This is a genomic window from Stenotrophomonas sp. TWI1409 (assembly GCF_039673015.1).
Classification (GTDB): domain Bacteria; phylum Pseudomonadota; class Gammaproteobacteria; order Xanthomonadales; family Xanthomonadaceae; genus Stenotrophomonas; species Stenotrophomonas maltophilia_A.
On the sequence record NZ_JBDJKU010000002.1, the window covers coordinates 57,428 to 75,502 of the forward strand.

An 18,075-nucleotide genomic window follows, 5' to 3' on the forward strand; every position below is an offset into this window, starting at 1 on the left:
TACCACAGCTGGAATGCCCTTCGTCGACCAAGGTCGACGCCCACCATCGCATCCGCCGGGCATGGGATTGCCCGGGCAGAGGCACTATCATGTGCACACTGCCAAGGAGGACCCCGATGAGCGTGGCACCCCGACAGACAAGCGCCCTGGCCGTGGTCAGCCTGGTCATGGGCATCGCCAGCTGGACCGTCCTGCCCTTCGTGGCCAGCATCGTGGCCATCATCACCGGCCACATGGCCCGCGCCGAGATCCGCCGCCGCCCGCATGAACTGGAAGGCGATGGCCTGGCCGTCACCGGTCTGGTACTGGGCTGGGTGATGGTCGGCGCGGTGATCGCCGCCATCCTGGTCTTCATCCTGTTCTTCGGCGGCCTGGCCTGGCTCGCTGCGATGTCGAACTGACTGCCATGACCGCCTCCGACAGCACTGAACGCTTCAGCAGCCGCGTCGCCGATTACGTCCGCTACCGGCCCGATTACCCACCCGCGCTGCTGGAATGGCTGCACGGCCCGATGGGCGTCAGCCGCGAGGCGCTGGTCGCCGACATCGGCGCCGGTACCGGTATTTCCAGTCGCCTATTCCTGGCCAGCGGCCATCCGCTGGTGGCGGTTGAACCCAACGCCGCCATGCGTGGCGCGGCCGAGGAATGGCTGGCCCCGCAGTACCCGCAGTTCCGCGCGGTCGACGGCCGCGCCGAAGCCACCACATTGGACGACGCCAGCGTCGATCTGGTCAGCGTCGCGCAGGCCTTCCACTGGTTCGACACCGTAGCGGTACGCGCCGAATGGCAGCGCATCTTGCGCCCCGGCGGCCAGGCACTGATCTACTGGAATTCGCGCCTGCTCGATGCCAGTCCGTTCCTGGTCGGCTACGAACAGCTGCTGCTGGATTACGGCACCGACTACTCCGCCGTGGCCGAGCGCTACCAGGACGATGCCACCATGCAGGCCTGGTTCGGCCCCGGCCTGCGCGGCATGGTCGAGCTGCCGAACGTGCAGCACCTGGACTTCGATGCCCTGCGCGGGCGCCTGCTGTCCTCCTCCTATGCCCCGCAAGCCGGTCATCCGCGCCACGCGCCGATGATCGACGCTCTGCAGGACCTGTTCGCCGCCCACGCGGTCGACGGCCAGGTCGCTTTTGAATATCGAACCCGAGCCTTCCTCGGCACGCTGGACTGAACCGACGCATGTATTCGCTTGCCCGCCCCTTCCTGTTCTCGCTCGACGCCGAGCGCGCCCACGGCCTTGGCCTGTCCGCCCTGGACCTGGCCTACCGCACCGGCACCACGCCGCTGCTGGCCGCACGCATCGCGCCGATGCCCAGCACGGTGTTCGGGTTGACCTTCCCCAATCCGGTCGGCCTGGCCGCCGGCCTGGACAAGAATGGCGAGCACATCGATGCGCTGTTCGCGCTGGGTTTCGGCTTCGTCGAAATCGGCACCATCACCCCGCGCCCGCAGGCCGGTAACCCGCAGCCGCGCCTGTTCCGCCTGCCGGAACACAACGCGATCATCAACCGCATGGGCTTCAACAATGCGGGCGTGGACGCGCTGGTGCGCAACGTCGAGCGCGCGCGCAACCGCCGCGGCCTGCTCGGCATCAACATCGGCAAGAACAAGGACACCCCGAACGAACAGGCCGTGGACGATTACATCGCCTGCCTGGACAAGGTGTACCCGCTGGCCGACTACATCACCGTCAACATCTCCTCGCCCAACACCGCCGGCCTGCGTGAACTGCAGGAAGAAACCGCGCTGCGCCAGCTGGTCAGCCAGCTGCGCGACCGCCAGGAAGATCTCGCTGCCCGCCACGGTCGCCGCGTGCCGATGCTGGTCAAGGTGGCACCCGACCTGAGCGAGCGCGACATCGATGCCGCTGCCCGCGTACTGGGCGAACTGCAGGTGGACGGCGTGATCGCCACCAACACCACCATCGACCACAGCAAGGTGGCTGGCGACCCGCTGGCCAACGAGGCCGGTGGCCTGTCCGGCGCGCCGGTGCTGGAGCAGTCCACCCTGGTACTGCGCCGCCTGCGCTCGCGCCTGCCCGAATCGGTGCCGCTGATCGGCGTCGGCGGCATCCTGTCCGGCGCCGATGCCGTGGCCAAGATGGCTGCAGGCGCGGCACTGGTGCAGTGCTACAGCGGCCTGATCTTCCGCGGCCCGGCGCTGGTCTCCGAATGCGTGGAGGCGATCCGTCGCCGCCGCGAAGCGCCGAGCCGCGGCGCGGTGGCGCCGCTGTGAGCGCGCCCATGGATACCGTCGACGGCAACGCCCCGCTGCGCTGGACGCTCACCCGCAATGCGCCGCTGCAGGCGCTGAACACTTTCCATGTGCAGGCCAGCGCCGCTCAGCTGCTGGAACTGCACGATCCCGCGCTGCTGCCGGAGGTATTGGCACTGCCCGAGGTGGCCAGCGGCCCGCTGCTGGTGCTGGGTGCCGGCAGCAACGTGCTGATCGCCGAGGATCTGCCGGGCACCGTGCTGGTGTTCGGCAACCGTGACATCAGCTTCCTCGAGCATCGCGCCGACCATGCCGTGATCCGCGCCGGTGCCGGTGTGCCGTGGCACGGCCTGGTGATGTGGTCGCTGCAGGAAGGCCTGTCCGGCCTGGAAAACCTGGCCCTGATTCCCGGCACCGCCGGTGCCGCGCCGATCCAGAACATCGGCGCCTACGGCGCGCAGGTCGGCGAGTTCATCCAGGCCGTCGAAGCCTGGGACTGCCAGGAGCAGGCCTGGGTGCGGCTGGACAACGAACAGTGTGGCTTCGCCTACCGCGACAGCGTGTTCAAGCAGCAGATGGACCGCTACCTGATCACCGCCATCGAACTGAAGCTGCCACTGCTGCATGACCTGCGCATGGACTACGCCGGCATCCGCGAGGAACTACAGGCACAGGGTGTGGAGCTGCCCAGTGCGGTGGACGTGGCCAATGCGGTGATCGCGATCCGCCGCCGCAAGCTGCCCGACCCGGATGTACTGGGCAACGCCGGCAGCTTCTTCAAGAACCCGGTGCTGCCGCTGGAACAGGTCGACGTGCTGCTGCAGCACTTCCCCGAGCTGCCGGTGTTCCCGTCCGACCAGGACGGCAAGCGCAAGGTCTCGGCGGCATGGATGATCGAGTCCTGCGGCTGGAAGGGCTTCCGCGAAGGCGATGCTGGCGTGGCGCCGAGCCACGCACTGGTGCTGGTCAACCACGGCAACGCCACCGGCGCTGAACTGCTGGCGCTGGCGCGACGCATCTCTGCTTCCGTGCTGGAGAAGTTCGGCGTGCCGATCGAACCGGAGCCCCGCCTGCTCGGCGCACAGTGGTGAACACCCCCGCCCTCTCCCCCAGCGCCACCCCGATGCGGGCGGCGCTGCTGATGCTCGGCAGCACGATGGCATTCGGCCTGATGGCCGTGGCGATCCGCTATGCCACGCGCTACGTGCCCACCCAGGAAGTGGCGTTCTTCCGCAATGCCTTCGGCCTGCTGGCGTTGCTGCCGATGCTGCTGCGGCCAGGCCACGCGCCGCTGAAAACCCAGCAGCTGCCGCGCTACTTCGTGCGCAGTGCGATCGGCCTGGGTTCGATGCTGTGCGCCTTCTGGGCATTGGGCCATCTGCCGTTGGCGCAGGCGGTCTCGCTTTCGTACTCCACCCCTCTGTTCGTCACCATTGCCGCCGTGCTGTGGCTGGGCGAGACCGTGCGCGTGCGTCGCTGGGCGGCGGTGGTTGTCGGCTTCATCGGCGTGCTGGTGATCGTGCGCCCCGGCACCGCCGGTTTCACCGCTGGCAGCCTGGTCGCGGTGGCCGCCGCCGTGCTGAGTTCGCTGGTGGCGATCCAGATCAAGCAGCTGACCCGCATCGACAGCGCCGACACCGTGGTGCTCTATACCTACGTGTTCTGGGTGCCGCTGTCGCTGATCCCGGCAGTGTTCGTCTGGGTCTGGCCCACCGGCATGGCGTGGCTGTGGCTGCTGGCCACCGGCGTGCTGGGCACCATCGGCCAGCTGCTGTGGACGCGTGCGCTGCGCCTGGGTGAAGTCTCGGCACTGACCCCGATCAGCTTCCTGCAGCTGCCGCTGGTCACGTTGTGTGGCTGGCTGCTGTTCAACGAAACGGTGGACCGCTGGACCATCATCGGTGCCGGCATCATCCTCGCCGCCAACGCCTACATCGCCCATCGCGAGGCCGTGCTGTCGCGCCGCGCCGCAAGCGCAGCGGCCTCGGCGGCAGCCAAGCCCGCCGAGTAGATCCGCGCCATGCGCGGATGATTCCTGTCCGCCCGATCAACGATGGCGGCACAAAGAGCTGCCGAGCGTAACTGTAGAGTCGAGCCATGCTCGACTCATCGCGCGAAGCGCGACGGTTCACCCATGGCAGGTGACGTGCATTTACAACGCGCGATACACCCGCTCCGCCGCATCGAACACATTGCCCGGCGCGAACTGCTCGCCCAGGTAATGCAGCGACTGCCGGCGCAGTTGCGGCGAGCGCTCCTCACCATCGCTGCCCAGCAGCACCTGCTGGAACTCGATCAGGTCCTGCAGGATGCGCCAGTGCCGGTACCAGGCGATCCAGCGCGGGTCGCCGCGGTCGCTGCCGTAGCCGTCCTCGAAGCCCAGCGGATTCTCGCGCCCCCAGCGCCCGCCAACTGCCGCACCGATGAACATCAGGTCGCGCTCGCGCGGTGCCAGCGACAGGCCATCCCAATCAATCAGGTGCAGGCCCCCGTCATTGCCCATCAGCAGGTTGCCGGCATGCAGATCGGTGTGGCACAGGTGCAGGTCTACCGGCACGTCCTGCAAGGTCGCGAGCAGTTCCCGTGCCTGTGAATGCAGCGCCGCGATGCGCGCATGCTGCTGGTCCCATACCGAAACGAATGCGCGGCCCAGCCCGTCCTTCGCGGCCGCCAGACCCTCGCCGGCCAACCACTGCCCGACGGTCTCCAGCGCCGCGGTTTCCAGCCGGACGATCGGCAGCGCCTGCTGCAGTTCCGCTGGCAGCTGCGCGCCGTGCAGGCGCCGCAGCACCTCACCCAGTCGTTTCCACTGCGTGCGGCTCAACGCCGCCTCGAACCCGGACTGGCCTTCCACGTAAGGGAACAGGGTGAACTGCAATCCCCAGCGCTGTACCGACGCACCACCGGTCAGTGCCGGCCACGGCGCGACGATCTCATCGATACCCAACGTGCCGCGCATCCAGTGCAGGCTGTCCCACACCGATGGGTCGACCTGGTAGGTGCGGCATTTCAACCACCACTGCCCGTGCCGCGCATCGACGCGATACACGCTGGCATTGGCGTCGGCGCCCACCGGGCGTGGCACCACGGCGGTGGGGGTGATGCCATAGGATTGTTGCAGGACTTCGCCGAGATGCTGCGCCGAAGCGAATGACATGGATGCAAGCGGAAAGTGTTACCTGCCGCCACTATCGCAGATGCGCTCGCCACGACACAGACATGTCCGTCACAACATCACCTCGGCACGACCAAAGAACTAGCCTGCAATACGGCGCATCACCGCCTCCAGCGGACCGCGCGCGAACTGCCATGACCACAGCCACGCCGCAGCGGTCGCCAGCATCAGGAACAGCAGCGCCCACAACAGCACCGACGCGAGCGAAGCACTGCCATCAAGCAGGCCCAGGCTTTCCAGCGTGCCCATGCCCAGCAGGATGTGACCCACGTACAGGGTCAGGGTCATGCGCCCGGCTGCGGTGAACGGCTCCAGCCAGTCGCCCGGATGTACCCGTGCCAGCCACAGGCAGGCGGCGATGACACTGCAGGCCGCGCCCGCACCAGTAAGCACGTAGGCGGGTCCCGGCGGCATCGGCTGCGTTCCCAGCCACGCCTGCCACGGCGTTCCCTGCGCAATATGCTGCACGCCTTGGCCGGCGCCGATCAGCAGCAGCCCCAGCACCAGCAATGCATGCTGCACCCGCGGCTGCGACAACGGAAGGCGCGCCAGCAGCATGCCCAGCAGGAAGAAGCACACCCACGGCATCAACGGGTGGAAGCCATTGAACAGCAGGTTGCGGGCCGCGCCCGGCCATTGCCACAGACCGGCGTATTCCAGGGTCTGCCAGTTCCATCCCTGGCTGTAATCCCAATGCAGCAACGCCCAGAACGAACAGGCCGCCAGGCCCACGATGCTGGCCAGCAACACCCGCGGCGAGGCACGCAGCCACACCACCGCCAGCGCGAAGTACACCGCGTAGTAGTGCAGGATATCGGCCGGGAACAGGGTCAGGTTGAGCAGGCCCAGCACCATCAGGAACAGCGCGCGCCTCCAGGTCTGCACGCTGGCCGGCCACCACCCTTGCCGCTGCGTGGCCAACACCAGGCCCAAGCCAGCCAGCGTAACGAACGTCGCCGAAGCCTTGCCTTCCAGCAGATGGAAGAACCCTGCCAGCCAACCCTCACCCTCTGCCGGCACGGCCATCGCCAGACGGAAATTCACCAGCACCATGCCGGCCAGTGCCAGGTAGCGTGCCAGATCCAGGCCGTGCAGCCGCCGGTCCACGGCGCTCATGCACGCGCCCCCAGCAGCAGCGCGAGCAGGCCAAGATCCAGCGATGCTTCATCGGTGCCCTCGGCTTCGCCCAGCCCCCGACGCAGCGCATCGCTTTCGATGGCATCCAGCAGCACCTGCGCCTGCAGTGCCGGCGCCAGTACGGGACGCCGACGTTCGCGCTGTGCCATCTGCTGCAGGGCTTCGGCCAGCGTCGCCTGCAATTGCCTGCGATTGGCCGCGAAGGCCTCGGCGACGGCCGGATTGCGTGCACTCTCGGCCAGCACCTCCACTGCAAGTGTTGCCCACTCCGGCTGCCGGCACAGTGCGTGGAAGTCCTGCAGGAAGGCCATCACCTGTGTGCGTTCGCCATCGGACGCGGCCAGTCGCTGCAGCAACGGTGCCAGTTCTTCGCTCTCGGCCACCGCCACCGCAAGGATGATCGCCTCCTTGCCCGGGAAGTGGTTGTAGAGATTGCCCAGGCTGACGCTGGCCGCCTGCGCGATGTCACGCATGCTGGTCTGGTGGAATCCCTTCACGAGGAAGCACTGCAAGGCGGCCTGCAGGATCTGCGCGATGCGTTGCTCGTTGCGGTCGGCTCGGTTCATGGCACAAATAGTGAACGAACGTTCGTCCAATTAGAAGCTGGCAATCCGGCCAACGCCGGGCTCCGTTCAGCCAGCCTTGACCTCAACTGCGGTTGAGGCCCGATGCTGCGTGGCCTGTCCCACGCCCAACCCGGAGTTCCTGCATGCCACGGATGATCACCACCCTGCTCGACAGCCGCGTGCTGTGGTTCCTCGCGCGGCTGTTGCTGGCCGTGGTGTTCCTGTCCTCGGGCCTGGCCAAGCTGCTGGCGTGGGACAACAGCGTGGCCGAAATGCAGGCCGCCGGATTGCAACCACCTGTGCTGTTCAACATCGCCAGCGCCGTGGTGCTGCTGGGCGGCGCACTGTGCCTGCTGCTCGATCGCCTGCTCTGGCTGGGCAGCGGCGCGCTGGCGGTGTTCATGCTGCTGACCATCGTCATCGTGCATACCTTCTGGAACAAGCACGGCGCCGAACAGCAGCTGGCCCTGTTCTTCGCGCTGGAACACCTGAGCGTGGTCGGTGGCCTGATCTGCGCGGCCATCGCCAGCCATGCGCGGGCTCAGAAGAACTCGTCGAGCAACCGGTAGAACGCCAACCGTCGTTCGTCGGCAACCATGCCGTAGCGCTTGAACAGCGGCGCCACCCAACGCGTGTTGTCCAAATTGTAGACAAGGCTGCGCACGGCCAGCGCCAGGTCCTGGTAGCGGTCGGCCACACCCAGCCGGCCACAGTCGATGAAGCCACTGAAGCGGCCCTCGACCGCCATCAGGTTCGGCAGGCAGGCGTCTCCGTGGCTGACCACCAGGTCTTCATGGTCGGGCCGGGTGCTGCACAGTTCGGCGAAGACCTGCTGCGGACTCTGGCCCAGGCGTTCGTCATCGAAATCATCGGCATCCACCAGGCCCGCTTCAACGCGGGCCTGCGCAACCTGCACGCGCGACGCCAGTCGCTGGTCGAACGGACAGGCTGCCACCGGCAACGCATGCAGCCCGCGTAGCGCGTCGGCCAGCAGCTCCACCAGCTGCTGCGGCGCGAGCTCCGGCGACGAGGCCAGGTCGCGGCCAGGCAGCGCGCTCATCAGCAACCAGCGCCGGCCCGCCTCTTCGGCAGTGGCAATCACCGTTGGCACCGGTTGTCCCTGTGCCTGCAGCCAACGCAGGCGCGCGATCTCATCGCCCAGCTCACTGAAGGCGTCGATCACTTCCGACTTCAGGAAGGCATCGGCCTGGCCCGGCCGATGCACGCGGGCAACATCCGCACGCGACACACCGATCGATTGCCGCTCGATGCGCGCATCGGCCAACGCCTCCTGCCAAGCCCACGGCAGCGGCATGTCATCACTGATGGATTCGGGTGCTTCCATGCCGAGGTGTTCCTGTTGCCGGTGACCCCACGGATTCTCGCTCATCCTGCATGGACCGCAGCCAACAACAACGCGGAAAGGTACATGCCCAGGCCGAACACACTGTGCGCCACCAGGCTGCGCAGGCGCGCCTTGCCCGGCGCCGGGGTCTTTGAAGCGGCAATGCCCGCGCCCATGCCCGGCTGCAGGATGAGGAACGGTGCGGCGACGCTGAGGATGCCGAAGGCCAGCGCCGGCCACAGTGTCGGCGCCTGCACCCAACCGTTCCCCACCACGGCCAGCAGCAACGCGGCGAAGACCACACCGATCACGTAATGCGCGGTCCAGCCCAGCGCGCGCTCGCCACTGACCGCAGCCGAGCGGCCGATGCCATCGTGGCGGAAGCGCCCGCGCGGCAGATGCCCCAACCAGCGGCCCACCATCGCGAAATCCAGCGAGGGAATGCCGAGCAGCCGCCGCTGCACCAGCGCCCACAGGTCCATCACAGCGGTCGCTCCCACGCCGACTACCACCGAATCCATCACGAATGTCGCCAGGCCAGCCATATCGCACACCTTCAATTATTTGCTTGAATGATAGAGCGATGCTAGCGTGCGCCGCATGAACGCTGCAACAGAGCCACCGCTCTCACCGCTGGAAGCCTTGGCCGAGATCGCCCGCACGCTCGGCCATGCCCATCGCCTGGCCCTGCTGGAGCACATCGCCCAGGGCGAGCGCGCCGTGGAGCGCCTGGCCGAACTGACCGGGTTGTCGGTGGCCAATACCTCCCAGCATCTGCAGCAGCTGCGCCGTGCTGGCCTGGTTCAGACCCGACGCGATGGCAAGCGCATCCTCTACCGCAGTGGTGAGGGTCCGCTGGGCAACCTGCTGGCCGCGCTGCGCGACTATGCCGACCACCAGCGCAGCGAGATGCACGGCGTGATCCACGACAGCCTGCAGCGCCGCGATGCTCTGGAAGGCCTGACTGTCGAGCAGTTGCTGGAACAACGCAGCAGCGTGGTGCTGCTGGATGTGCGGCCGCGTGAGGAATTCGATCTGGGACACCTGCCCGGCGCGCTGAACATTCCCGTTACGGAACTGCGTGCACGGATGGACGAACTGCCGCGTGCCGTCCACATTGTCGCGTATTGCCGCGGTCCCTACTGCGTGCTGTCCAACGATGCGGTGGCGATGCTGCGCGAGGCCGGACTGACCGCGCAGCGGCTCGCCGCCGGTTACCCCGAATGGAAGGCCGCCGGCCTGCAGGTGGACCTGCCCCGGCACTGAGCGAGACACCGGTCATGGATGATGTGTTTGCCCCGTTGATCGATGCGACCTGGCGCAGCGTGTTCTCCGGGCAGCGCATGTTGCAGGATGATCCACTGCTGCAGTTGGCGTGCAGCGATGATTTCGATGAGGGCGAGGACGGCATGCTGCTGCAGCCGGTCGTGGGCCCCGCGCGCGCACTGCTGCGCCCGGCCCTGGCCGCTCGCCTGCAACTGCACGCGCAGCCGCACTGGACGCTCCCGCAGCTGCAACTACGCCTGCAGCAGCTCGGCCAGCGCACGCATGGCGCGGATCGCGTCTTCTACTTCCCCGCCGCAGAACTTGCGGCCCTGGCCGAGCGCCCTGCACCGCCACATATCCGCTGTCTTGGCCCGGCCGACGCAGCCGCGTTCGACGGGTTCCAGGCCAGCGCGAGCGAGGAGGATCTGGATGCCGCCTGGGTCGAGCTGGACCACTGGCAGGTGTTCGGCGCCTTCGATGGCGAGCGGCTGGTTGCCGCGGGAAGCATGTACCCGTGGAGCCTGGATCCGGCCCTGGCCGACATGGGCGTGCTGACCCTGCCCGAGGCCCGCGGTCGCGGGCACGCGCGCCAGCTGGTACGCGCCATGGCCGTGTCCGCACAGACGGCCGGGCTGCAGCCGCAGTACCGTTGCCAGCTCGACAACACCGCCTCGATCATTACCGCCGAACGCAGCGGCCTGCGTGCGTTCGCCGATTGGGACACCGTTCTGGCGGTCGACTGAGGCCGCCGCAGTACAACAAGGAAGCAACATGAAATTGATGGTCATCGGCGCCAGCAGGGGCCTCGGTCGGGCGTTCGTGGAAGGCCTGTGCAGTGCAGGCGACACCGTCATCGGCGTTTCACGCAACCGACCGCGCGATATTGAATGCCCCGAGGGCGTCACCCTGCAGTGGATCGAAGCCGATCTGTCCCAGCCGACCGTGGCTGCCGACCACATCGCAGCACAGGCACCTGCCGATCTGGATGTGCTGATCCACAACCTGGGCATCTGGGAACAGACCGCCTTCAGCGACGAGTACGCCTTCCTCGACGAAACCGATGCCGCACTCACCCAACTGGTCGACGTCAACATCACCGCCACCCTGGTGCTGCTGCAGCGCCTGCTGCCGCGGGTGCTGGGCGCGCCACGCCCGCAGCTGGTGCTGACCGGCTCGACCTCGGCACTGCCACGCAGCGGCCGCCCGGAAGTGGCGTTCGGCGCATCCAAGTTCGCGCTCAACGGCATCGCCGATGCATTGCGCGAGGGCTTCCGCGATCGCCGCCTGGCGGTGACCAGCCTGCAGCTGGGCTACCTCAACACCGACGATGCACTGTCAGTGCCGGTGGCCGAGGCCGCAGCGCGCGGCGACGGCGAGCTGGTGCCGGTGCACGACGTCGTTGCGATGGTGCGCGCGTTGCTGCAGTTGTCACCGTCCGGCTTCGTGCGCGAACTGGTGCTGCCGGCCATCGCCGACCCGCGCTACTGACCGCGCCTGCACAGGCCAGGCTCACCCTCTTCGCGCAACAGGTACCCGAGCACGATGGCGGTCAGCACGGTCGCCATCGCCAGGACAAACAGCTGGCCACGGACGGACTCCATGTATGCCTGGGCCAGCGCCGTTCTCGAAACGCCGGGCAATGCCTCCACCGCTCCGCCAAGGTCGCCCATGGACAGCCTGTGCACGGCGGCACGGGCCACGACGCTGGCGTCAAGCGCCATACTCCGGCCAATGCGGGATGAGAGCATGATGCCGACAAGCGCGAGGGCAATGGAATCGCCTGCCAGTCGCATTGCGTTGAAGATGCCCGCGGCCATGCCTGCCTGCTCTTTGCCAACCACGCTGACCGCCAGGCCATCCATGATCCCCCAAGGCAGACCGATGCCGATCCCGATGACCAGCATCGGCATCCAGCGCACCGAAGGTAGCTGGAACACCTGGGCCAGCCATGCGAGTCCAAGCGCGCCGATCAGCAGGCCCGCACAACACAGCGCCCGCGCCGGAATCCAGCGCAGCAGGTAACCGGCAACCAGGGGAACAACCAGCAAGGGTGCAGACAATGCTGCCATCGCCAGTCCGGCTTCGGTGGGCCGCAGCCCTTCAACACCGATGAACCCCGCCGGCAGCACCACCAGAAGGACGACGTACGAGAACGCAGGCGCAGCGGCGAGAATCTGCACGCCGACAAAGCGCCGGTTGCGGAACAGCCCGAGATCCAGCAGCGGTGTTCGATGGGAGCGCTCGACGGCAATGAACGCGGCCAGCAACACCATCGAGAGCGCCAGCAGTACCAGCGTCTGCGGATGCAACAGGCCGCGTTCCGGCAGCACGATCATGGCGTAGGTGAGTGACCCCAGCGCCAGCATGAAGGTGACGGCGCCCAGCCAATCCAGGCGTGGCGAACCGGTGCTCTTCGATTCGACGGATGACAGGGCGACCAACGGTACGGTCAGGGCGGCCAGCAACGCAGGCAGGAAGAACACCCATTCCCAGCCCAGCGCATCGATCAACCCGCCTGCCAGCAGCGGACCGCCTGCGGCTCCTGCACCAAAGGTGGTGCCGATCAGGCTGAACACCCTGGCCCGCGCCTGGCCGTCGAACACCTGCGCCAGCGACGCCATCGCACCGGCAAACGCAGCCGACGCCGCCATCCCCTGAAGCAGTCGCAGTGCATTGATCCACGCCACACCGGGCATCAATGGGATCAGGCCGGTGACCAGCGCAAACGACGCGCCGCCCAGAAGCCAGATCCGGCGCCTGCCATGCAGATCGGCCAGCCCACCGGCCACCAGCGTGGTGCAGCCGTAGGTCAACAGATAGGCGTTGATGATCCAGGACAACGCCGCAGGCGAACCGCCCAGCGCGTCCCGGATGGCGGGAATGCCAACGGCGGGGCTGGCAATGCTCAACGGAATGGTGAGCGCCGTCAGGCAGCCCGCAAGCACCACTCCAATGCGTGATGATCCGGCCGTCTCAGCAGAGGCAACAGACATGTCGATGAAGCTCCAGCGTGGCCAGGCGCCACCCCATTGATGCTATCGACGACGCTATCGCCTAAGAATCCATCGTTGTGTCCGTGCTTTAATGACATGAACGTCATCAATGGCCATGTCATGGACAGCTTTGCCGGTCTCAGCCTCTTCGTTCTGGTCGCCGAGGCACGCAGCTTCGCGGCCGCAGCACGACAGCGTGGCATCACCCCTTCGGCGGCAAGCAAGACCATCGCCCGGCTGGAAGAGCGCCTGGGCGCCCGCCTGCTGAATCGCAATACCCGCAGCGTCAGCCTGACTGCCGAAGGCGAGCAGTTCCTTGAACGCTGCCGTCGCATCATGACCGAGGTCGCCGCAGCGGAGCGCGAGCTGACCGACGCCCAGGCCGCGCCCAGCGGTCGCCTGAAGGTCAGTCTTCCACTCGCCAGCGGACTGATGCTGCCGGTGCTATCGGCCTTTGCGCACCGCTTTCCCGCCATCGAACTCGACCTGCACTTCAGCGACCGTCTTGTCGATGTCATCGAGGAGGGCTTCGACGCCGTTGTCCGCACGGGCAACCCCGCCGACTCCAGGCTGCACGGCCGCAACCTCGGCAGTGCCCGCCTGCTCTGTGTGGGCGCCCCTGCGTACTTCGCCAAGCGCGGCACGCCACAGCACCCGGATGATCTGAGCGGCCACGCGTGCCTTCTCCATCGCTTTCCCGGCACCGGCCTGATCGAACGTTGGCCACTGCCCACGCATGAGGGAGGCACCGAGCTGCGGCTGACTGCCGCAATGACCGCCAATCATCTTGAGACGATCCTGCACACGGCCATTGATGGCCATGGCATTGCGTGCCTGCCCGACTTCGCCACGCGTGATGCGCTGGACCGCGGTGAACTCGTCAGCGTCCTGGACCCATGGAGCACCGAGCGCAGCACCTTCTGGGCCCTCTGGCCAAGCCATCGCCATCAGCAACCGCGTGTACGCGCGTTTGTCGATTTCATGGCCGACCACCTCCTGCCCGAACCCAGCCAGTGCAATTGAACCTGCGCCCTGCTGCGACTACGCTGCTCGTCACTGGCCGTCGGTCACAGGCGGGAACCTGCTATGGATGCGCTTTCACGGGTCTCGGCCCAGGTCCTGGACAGCGCCCTGCCCAGCCTGCCGCTGTACCTGCTGCAGGCCACGGCGGTGATCGGCATGATCGGCGTGCTGCTGATCGCCACCCGCCGCGCCGGGCACGCCATTGAAGGCCGTCGCCTGTATGTCGGCGTGGCGCTGGGCCTGATCTACCTGTTCAATTCCTGGTTCGTGGCCCGTTACACCCAGGGAGTGGTCAAGCTGCACCTCGGCTTCGACATCCTGCTGGTCAGTGGCCTGCTGGGCGGTTGGCGCGGTGGCCTGACCTGCCTGGCCGCCAGCCTGCTGGCGCGCTACCAGTTTGCCGGCACCCAGTATTTCCTGCCGGCCGGCCTCGAGGCCACGCTGCAGATGCTGGCCGGCGTCTGGCTGCGCAGGCGCCTGCACCCGCGCATGCTCAATGAGCTCTCGCTGCGCGTGATCCTGCAGGCCTGGGGCGTGCGTATCGCCGTCACTGCGTTTGGCCTGGCACTGGGCGTCGCAATCATCGGCGCCAATCAGCTGCCCGTGGAGGAGTTGGCAATCCAGCGGCTGCTGGCACTGCCACTATCGCTGCTGATGCTCGGCGCGGTGTTCGCGCTGGTCTACAACGATGCGCAGATCGATGCACAGCGTCAGCGCGAACAGGCCTGGCTGCGCATCGATCCGATCAGTGGCCTGCCCAACATGCGTGCACTTGGCGAACGCCTGCAGCATTACTGGCGCGACAACGACGGCATCGGCAAGGCCTGCCTGATCGTGGCCGAGATGGGCAACCTGCGCGATCTGCGCCTGCGCTATGGTCCGCTGCAGGACAACGGCCTGTGGCAGCGCGACAGCACCGACGAGGTGCATCGGCTGCTGCCCTCGCTGCCAGCCGGGCAGCTGGAGATCTACCAGTTCGGCGATGCCGCGCTGGCGATCCTGGTGCGCGACCTGACCTTGTTCGAACTGCGCACGCAGCCGCAGATCACCGAGCTGGCCAGCAACCTGGCCGATCGGGTCGGCCGCGATTGGCCCGGCTTCCGGCCGCTGTTCCGCTGTGCGGTGGTCGAACTGAAGCCCCCCGCCGATGCCGACGAAGGACATCTTCCGTTCCGCGCGATCACCGTGGCGCTGAGTGCGATCGAATCAGGCGTTGTGTTCTTCGACGATCCGGTTCAGCGCGACAGCGAGATCGACGCCCTGATCGAAGTCGCCCTCGAACGCTGGTTGCAGCAGGGAGATGCCCCCCTGTGCTACCAGCCCAAGCATCGTCTGCAGGATCGCCAGCTGGTCGGCGCCGAAGCACTGCTGCGCATGCGCGACGGCGAGGGCCGGCTGATCGCGCCGATGCGGGTGATCTCGCTGCTGCGCCGGCAGGGGCGGTTGGCTGAACTGGAATGGGCCACGCTGCAGTCGGCCATCCACTTCCTGCAGCAGTGCCGACGCGATGGCTCGCAGCTGAAGATCGCCGTGAACGTCTCGGCCGAGTCACTGCGCCTGCCCGACTTCGGCCTGCGCCTGCAGGAACTGCTGCAGCTGCACGATGTGCCCGGCATGATGCTGCGGCTGGAGATCGTCGAATGGACCGAAATCGTCGAGCGCGACGTCGTCGATGCCAACATCGCGCAATTGCTGGCGGCGGAGGTCACGCTGTCACTGGACGATTTCGGTGCCGGCTATTCAACCCTGATCCTGCTTTCGCAGCTGGCCATCGCCGAGGTCAAGATCGAGCAGGCGCTGATCGCCACGCTGTCCGACGCCAAGTCGCAGTCGATCGTGCGCTTCATCGTCGAAGTCGCGCACCGCTGCGGCGCCATCGTGGTGGCCGAAGGTACCGAAACCCTGGCGCAGGAACAGCAACTGCGCGCACTGGGCGTGGATGTCGGCCAGGGCTATCTGTACTCGGCGGCGCTGCCGGCCGACGAGTTCCGCCGCTTCGCCGCCAGCTAGACCGCGTAGTAACCCAGGAACATCGCCACCGCCGATTCGGCCACGCGTGCGCGCTCCTGTTCGTTCAACGGCGCCTGCCCCATCGTCACCTGTGGCCAGAATGCAAAGCTCTTCACCAGCCCGTGCAGCTGGTGGCCGGCGAACTCCGGATCGACCTGGCGCAGCCGGCCATCGGCGATTGCCGCGCGGATCCACGCACTCTCACCGCTTTCCTTCTCGCCCATGCGGCAGACGATGGCCTGCGCACGTTCCGGCGAATGGATGATCTCGGCCATTGCCACCCGTGCCAGGTCGATGAAGTTGGCATCACTGAGCAGTTCCAGCTTCTGCCCCAGCAGCTGCATCAGCTGCGCCTGCAGCGGCTGGTCGGCGCGGTACGGCAGTGCGTCGCTGGCCACGCTGCGCTCCCACAGCTCCTCCAGGATCATCGAGAACAACGCTTCCTTGCTCGGGAAGTGGTTGTAGACGGTGCGCTTGGAGACCCCCGCCACCTCGGCGATGCGGTCCATGCTGGTCGCCTCGTAGCCCGATGCACGGAACTCCTCCACCGCCGCACGCACGATGGCTTCGCGTTTGCGGTCGGTCAGGCGTTGCGGGGCACGAGACATGGCGGAAACCGGATAACTGAACGGACGCCACCATTTTACACCCGGCAGTGTACTTTTGAAAAACACGAAACTACACTGTGCAGTGTACCCAGCGGACGTCACCCATGAAGCGCCTGCTCCTTGTCCTTTTGCTTGGAATCCTCGCCGTGACCGCCTACACCTTCTGCAAGTCCTGGTCCCTCCCCGACTTCCCCGATTCGCCGCAGTACCGCGACGGCAAGTTCCGCAATGCCCTGCCGCGTCCGGCGATGGGCGTGCGCGATGGCGCGGAGATCTGGTGGACGTTCCTGTTCAACAAGCCCAAGGGCACCGTGCCCGCCCACCCCATTCCGGTGCTGCCGCTGGACCGTGCAACCCTGGACGCCGCGCCTGATCGCAGCCTGTTCCGGCTCGGGCATTCCACGATCCTGCTGAAGCTGCGCGGCCAGTACTGGCTGACCGATCCGGTGTTCTCCGAGCGCGCTTCGCCGGTACAGTGGCTGGGCCCGGCGCGCTTCCACGCACCGCCGATCAGCATCGACGAACTGCCGCCGATCGCCGGCGTGATCCTCTCGCACAACCATTACGACCACCTGGACCATGCCGCAGTGATGCAGCTGGCCGGCAAGACCGCGCGCTTCATCGCACCGCTTGGCGTGGGCGACCAGTTGATTGCGTGGGGCGTGGACGCCAGCAAGGTCGAACAGCTGGACTGGTGGCAATCGACCGAGGCCGGTGGCCTGCGCCTGACCGCCACCCCGGGCCAGCATTTCTCCGGCCGCGGTCTGGGCGACAGCGATCGCAGCCTGTGGGCGTCATGGGTGATCCAGGACGGCGACTTCCGCATCTTCTTCAGCGGCGACACCGGCTACTTCGACGGCTTCAAAGCCATCGGTGAGAAGTACGGCCCGTTCGACCTGACCATGATCGAAACCGGTGCCTACGACCCGCGCTGGGCCTTCGTGCACATGCAGCCCGAGCAGACCCTGCAGGCGCACCTGGACCTGCGCGGCAAGTGGCTGCTGCCGATCCACAACGGCACCTTCGATCTGGCGCTGCACGCCTGGCAGCAACCGTTCGAGCGCATCACCGCATTGGCCGCCGCAAAGAACGTGCCGGTGGCCACGCCGATGATGGGCGAAGCACTGGACATGCAGGCGCCGCAGGCGGGTACGCGCTGGTGGGAGACGGTGGAGCTGTAATGGAGGATGCCGCTTGACCTGCCGGAAGCCATGTAGAGCCGAGCCATGCTCGGCTGCTTCTGAGAAGTGCGCCGTGGACGTCAAACAAGCTCAGCTTTGGAGTCACCGCAATTGGAGACGCCGCCAGCATTGCTGACATCGACATGCACGGTTATCAATTCGGCTTCCGGTACCGCATTCTGGACCTGCACGCATGCGGCACGCGCGACATCGTCTGCGGCTGTGCCTTCTCGCTGGAATCGCAACGCCAAAACGCCCGGCGAACCACTGCCCAGCAGCGCATCGTCGCACCCCACCTCTGCAAGACCTCGCTCAAATGCACTGAGATCTTTTCCGGTATCAGGCACTCGGTACATCAGCGTGAAACTGAACTCCATCATCAATCCATTTCAGATCGGTGGTCGTTGCCAATCAGCATAGGGGCAAGCCTGCAGCCGTCCAGAGCCACATCCGTCAGCGCTCCCGCGATGGCAGCGCCAGCGCCCGGCGGCGCTGCAGTGCGTCATGTAACCGATTACATCCCTTGCTAGCGTAGCGCTCGCCCGATTCCG

20 protein-coding genes are annotated in these 18,075 nt (G+C 66.8%); 12 read left to right on the top strand and 8 right to left on the bottom strand.

What is annotated here, in order from left to right; genetic code table 11:
• Positions 1 to 116: 116 nt before the first annotated feature.
• Genes ABE423_RS01360 through ABE423_RS01380 form a run of 5 tightly spaced genes read left to right on the top strand, consistent with a single transcriptional unit; the run spans position 117 to position 4,231 of the window.
• A complete protein-coding gene (locus ABE423_RS01360) occupies positions 117 to 401 on the top strand; it encodes a DUF4190 domain-containing protein (RefSeq protein ID WP_010484694.1) in 285 nt (94 codons plus the stop codon).
• A gap of 5 nt (positions 402 to 406) precedes the next feature.
• A complete protein-coding gene (locus ABE423_RS01365) occupies positions 407 to 1,177 on the top strand; it encodes a class I SAM-dependent methyltransferase (RefSeq protein WP_346484676.1) in 771 nt (256 codons plus the stop codon).
• Between the two features lie 8 nt (positions 1,178 to 1,185).
• Positions 1,186 to 2,241, top strand: a complete 1,056-nt coding sequence (locus tag ABE423_RS01370; RefSeq protein ID WP_032127499.1) for a quinone-dependent dihydroorotate dehydrogenase — start codon at positions 1,186 to 1,188, stop codon at positions 2,239 to 2,241.
• 8 nt (positions 2,242 to 2,249) lie between these two features.
• On the top strand, positions 2,250 to 3,311 hold the full coding sequence (murB, locus tag ABE423_RS01375; protein ID WP_153854962.1) for a UDP-N-acetylmuramate dehydrogenase: 1,062 nt from the start codon (positions 2,250 to 2,252) through the stop codon (positions 3,309 to 3,311).
• Between the two features lie 32 nt (positions 3,312 to 3,343).
• Positions 3,344 to 4,231, top strand: coding sequence for a DMT family transporter (locus tag ABE423_RS01380; protein ID WP_346484721.1), 888 nt, complete (start codon positions 3,344 to 3,346; stop codon positions 4,229 to 4,231).
• A 141-nt stretch (positions 4,232 to 4,372) separates the two neighbouring features.
• Here the strand turns inward: ABE423_RS01380 and ABE423_RS01385 are convergent, their stop codons facing one another.
• From ABE423_RS01385 to ABE423_RS01395, 3 genes are all read right to left on the bottom strand, one after another.
• Positions 4,373 to 5,377 (bottom strand): aminoglycoside phosphotransferase family protein, encoded by a 1,005-nt coding sequence (locus ABE423_RS01385; RefSeq protein ID WP_032129733.1) that lies wholly within the window; start codon positions 5,375 to 5,377, stop codon positions 4,373 to 4,375.
• 99 nt (positions 5,378 to 5,476) lie between these two features.
• Positions 5,477 to 6,511, bottom strand: a complete 1,035-nt coding sequence (locus tag ABE423_RS01390) for a heparan-alpha-glucosaminide N-acetyltransferase domain-containing protein (RefSeq protein WP_346484677.1) — start codon at positions 6,509 to 6,511, stop codon at positions 5,477 to 5,479.
• On the bottom strand, positions 6,508 to 7,098 hold the full coding sequence (locus ABE423_RS01395) for a TetR/AcrR family transcriptional regulator (protein ID WP_346484678.1): 591 nt from the start codon (positions 7,096 to 7,098) through the stop codon (positions 6,508 to 6,510). Before ABE423_RS01395 ends, ABE423_RS01390 begins: the two co-directional genes overlap by 4 nt.
• A 143-nt stretch (positions 7,099 to 7,241) precedes the next feature.
• Here ABE423_RS01395 and ABE423_RS01400 point away from each other — a divergent pair, with 143 nt between their 5' ends.
• Positions 7,242 to 7,667, top strand: coding sequence for a DoxX family protein (locus tag ABE423_RS01400; RefSeq protein WP_088025763.1), 426 nt, complete (start codon positions 7,242 to 7,244; stop codon positions 7,665 to 7,667).
• Here ABE423_RS01400 and ABE423_RS01405 read toward each other — a convergent pair.
• Together ABE423_RS01405 and ABE423_RS01410 are read right to left on the bottom strand one after the other, a co-directional pair.
• Complete coding sequence (locus tag ABE423_RS01405; protein WP_346484679.1) at positions 7,640 to 8,443, bottom strand: APH(3')-II family aminoglycoside O-phosphotransferase; 804 nt, start codon at positions 8,441 to 8,443, stop codon at positions 7,640 to 7,642. The two genes, ABE423_RS01400 and ABE423_RS01405, sit on opposite strands and share 28 nt — an antisense overlap.
• A gap of 41 nt (positions 8,444 to 8,484) precedes the next feature.
• On the bottom strand, positions 8,485 to 8,988 hold the full coding sequence (locus ABE423_RS01410; RefSeq protein WP_132809975.1) for a DUF2938 domain-containing protein: 504 nt from the start codon (positions 8,986 to 8,988) through the stop codon (positions 8,485 to 8,487).
• 55 nt (positions 8,989 to 9,043) lie between these two features.
• On the opposite strand from ABE423_RS01410, the gene ABE423_RS01415 reads away from it, so the two are divergent.
• From ABE423_RS01415 to ABE423_RS01425, 3 genes are read left to right on the top strand one after another with little or no spacing between them, the layout of a single operon-like run.
• Positions 9,044 to 9,709, top strand: a complete 666-nt coding sequence (locus tag ABE423_RS01415) for a metalloregulator ArsR/SmtB family transcription factor (RefSeq protein WP_032129739.1) — start codon at positions 9,044 to 9,046, stop codon at positions 9,707 to 9,709.
• A gap of 14 nt (positions 9,710 to 9,723) precedes the next feature.
• Positions 9,724 to 10,452: a GNAT family N-acetyltransferase gene (locus tag ABE423_RS01420; protein ID WP_180836921.1), complete on the top strand. Its 729-nt coding sequence runs from the start codon at positions 9,724 to 9,726 to the stop codon at positions 10,450 to 10,452.
• 28 nt (positions 10,453 to 10,480) lie between these two features.
• The gene (locus ABE423_RS01425) at positions 10,481 to 11,197 is read left to right on the top strand and encodes an SDR family oxidoreductase (protein ID WP_071228927.1); all 717 of its coding nucleotides are present in this window, start codon (positions 10,481 to 10,483) and stop codon (positions 11,195 to 11,197) included.
• Here the strand turns inward: ABE423_RS01425 and ABE423_RS01430 are convergent.
• Complete coding sequence (locus ABE423_RS01430) at positions 11,191 to 12,702, bottom strand: MFS transporter (RefSeq protein ID WP_346484680.1); 1,512 nt, start codon at positions 12,700 to 12,702, stop codon at positions 11,191 to 11,193. The genes ABE423_RS01425 and ABE423_RS01430 overlap by 7 nt on opposite strands.
• A gap of 120 nt (positions 12,703 to 12,822) precedes the next feature.
• Here ABE423_RS01430 and ABE423_RS01435 point away from each other — a divergent pair, with 120 nt between their 5' ends.
• Positions 12,823 to 13,725 carry a LysR substrate-binding domain-containing protein gene (locus tag ABE423_RS01435; RefSeq protein WP_346484722.1) on the top strand — a complete coding sequence of 301 codons (903 nt, stop codon included), beginning with the start codon at positions 12,823 to 12,825 and terminating at the stop codon, positions 13,723 to 13,725.
• Positions 13,726 to 13,788: 63 nt separating this feature from the next.
• A complete protein-coding gene (locus ABE423_RS01440) occupies positions 13,789 to 15,735 on the top strand; it encodes an EAL domain-containing protein (RefSeq protein WP_346484681.1) in 1,947 nt (648 codons plus the stop codon).
• Here ABE423_RS01440 and ABE423_RS01445 read toward each other — a convergent pair.
• Positions 15,732 to 16,343, bottom strand: a complete 612-nt coding sequence (locus tag ABE423_RS01445) for a TetR/AcrR family transcriptional regulator (protein ID WP_049398557.1) — start codon at positions 16,341 to 16,343, stop codon at positions 15,732 to 15,734. The genes ABE423_RS01440 and ABE423_RS01445 overlap by 4 nt on opposite strands.
• 104 nt (positions 16,344 to 16,447) lie before the next feature.
• Between ABE423_RS01445 and ABE423_RS01450 the strand changes: the two genes are divergently transcribed.
• Positions 16,448 to 17,524: an MBL fold metallo-hydrolase gene (locus ABE423_RS01450; RefSeq protein ID WP_346484682.1), complete on the top strand. Its 1,077-nt coding sequence runs from the start codon at positions 16,448 to 16,450 to the stop codon at positions 17,522 to 17,524.
• Between the two features lie 80 nt (positions 17,525 to 17,604).
• On the opposite strand, the gene ABE423_RS01455 is transcribed toward ABE423_RS01450, so the two are convergent.
• A complete protein-coding gene (locus ABE423_RS01455; protein WP_177179524.1) occupies positions 17,605 to 17,904 on the bottom strand; it encodes a hypothetical protein in 300 nt (99 codons plus the stop codon).
• Positions 17,905 to 18,075: the final 171 nt, after the last annotated feature.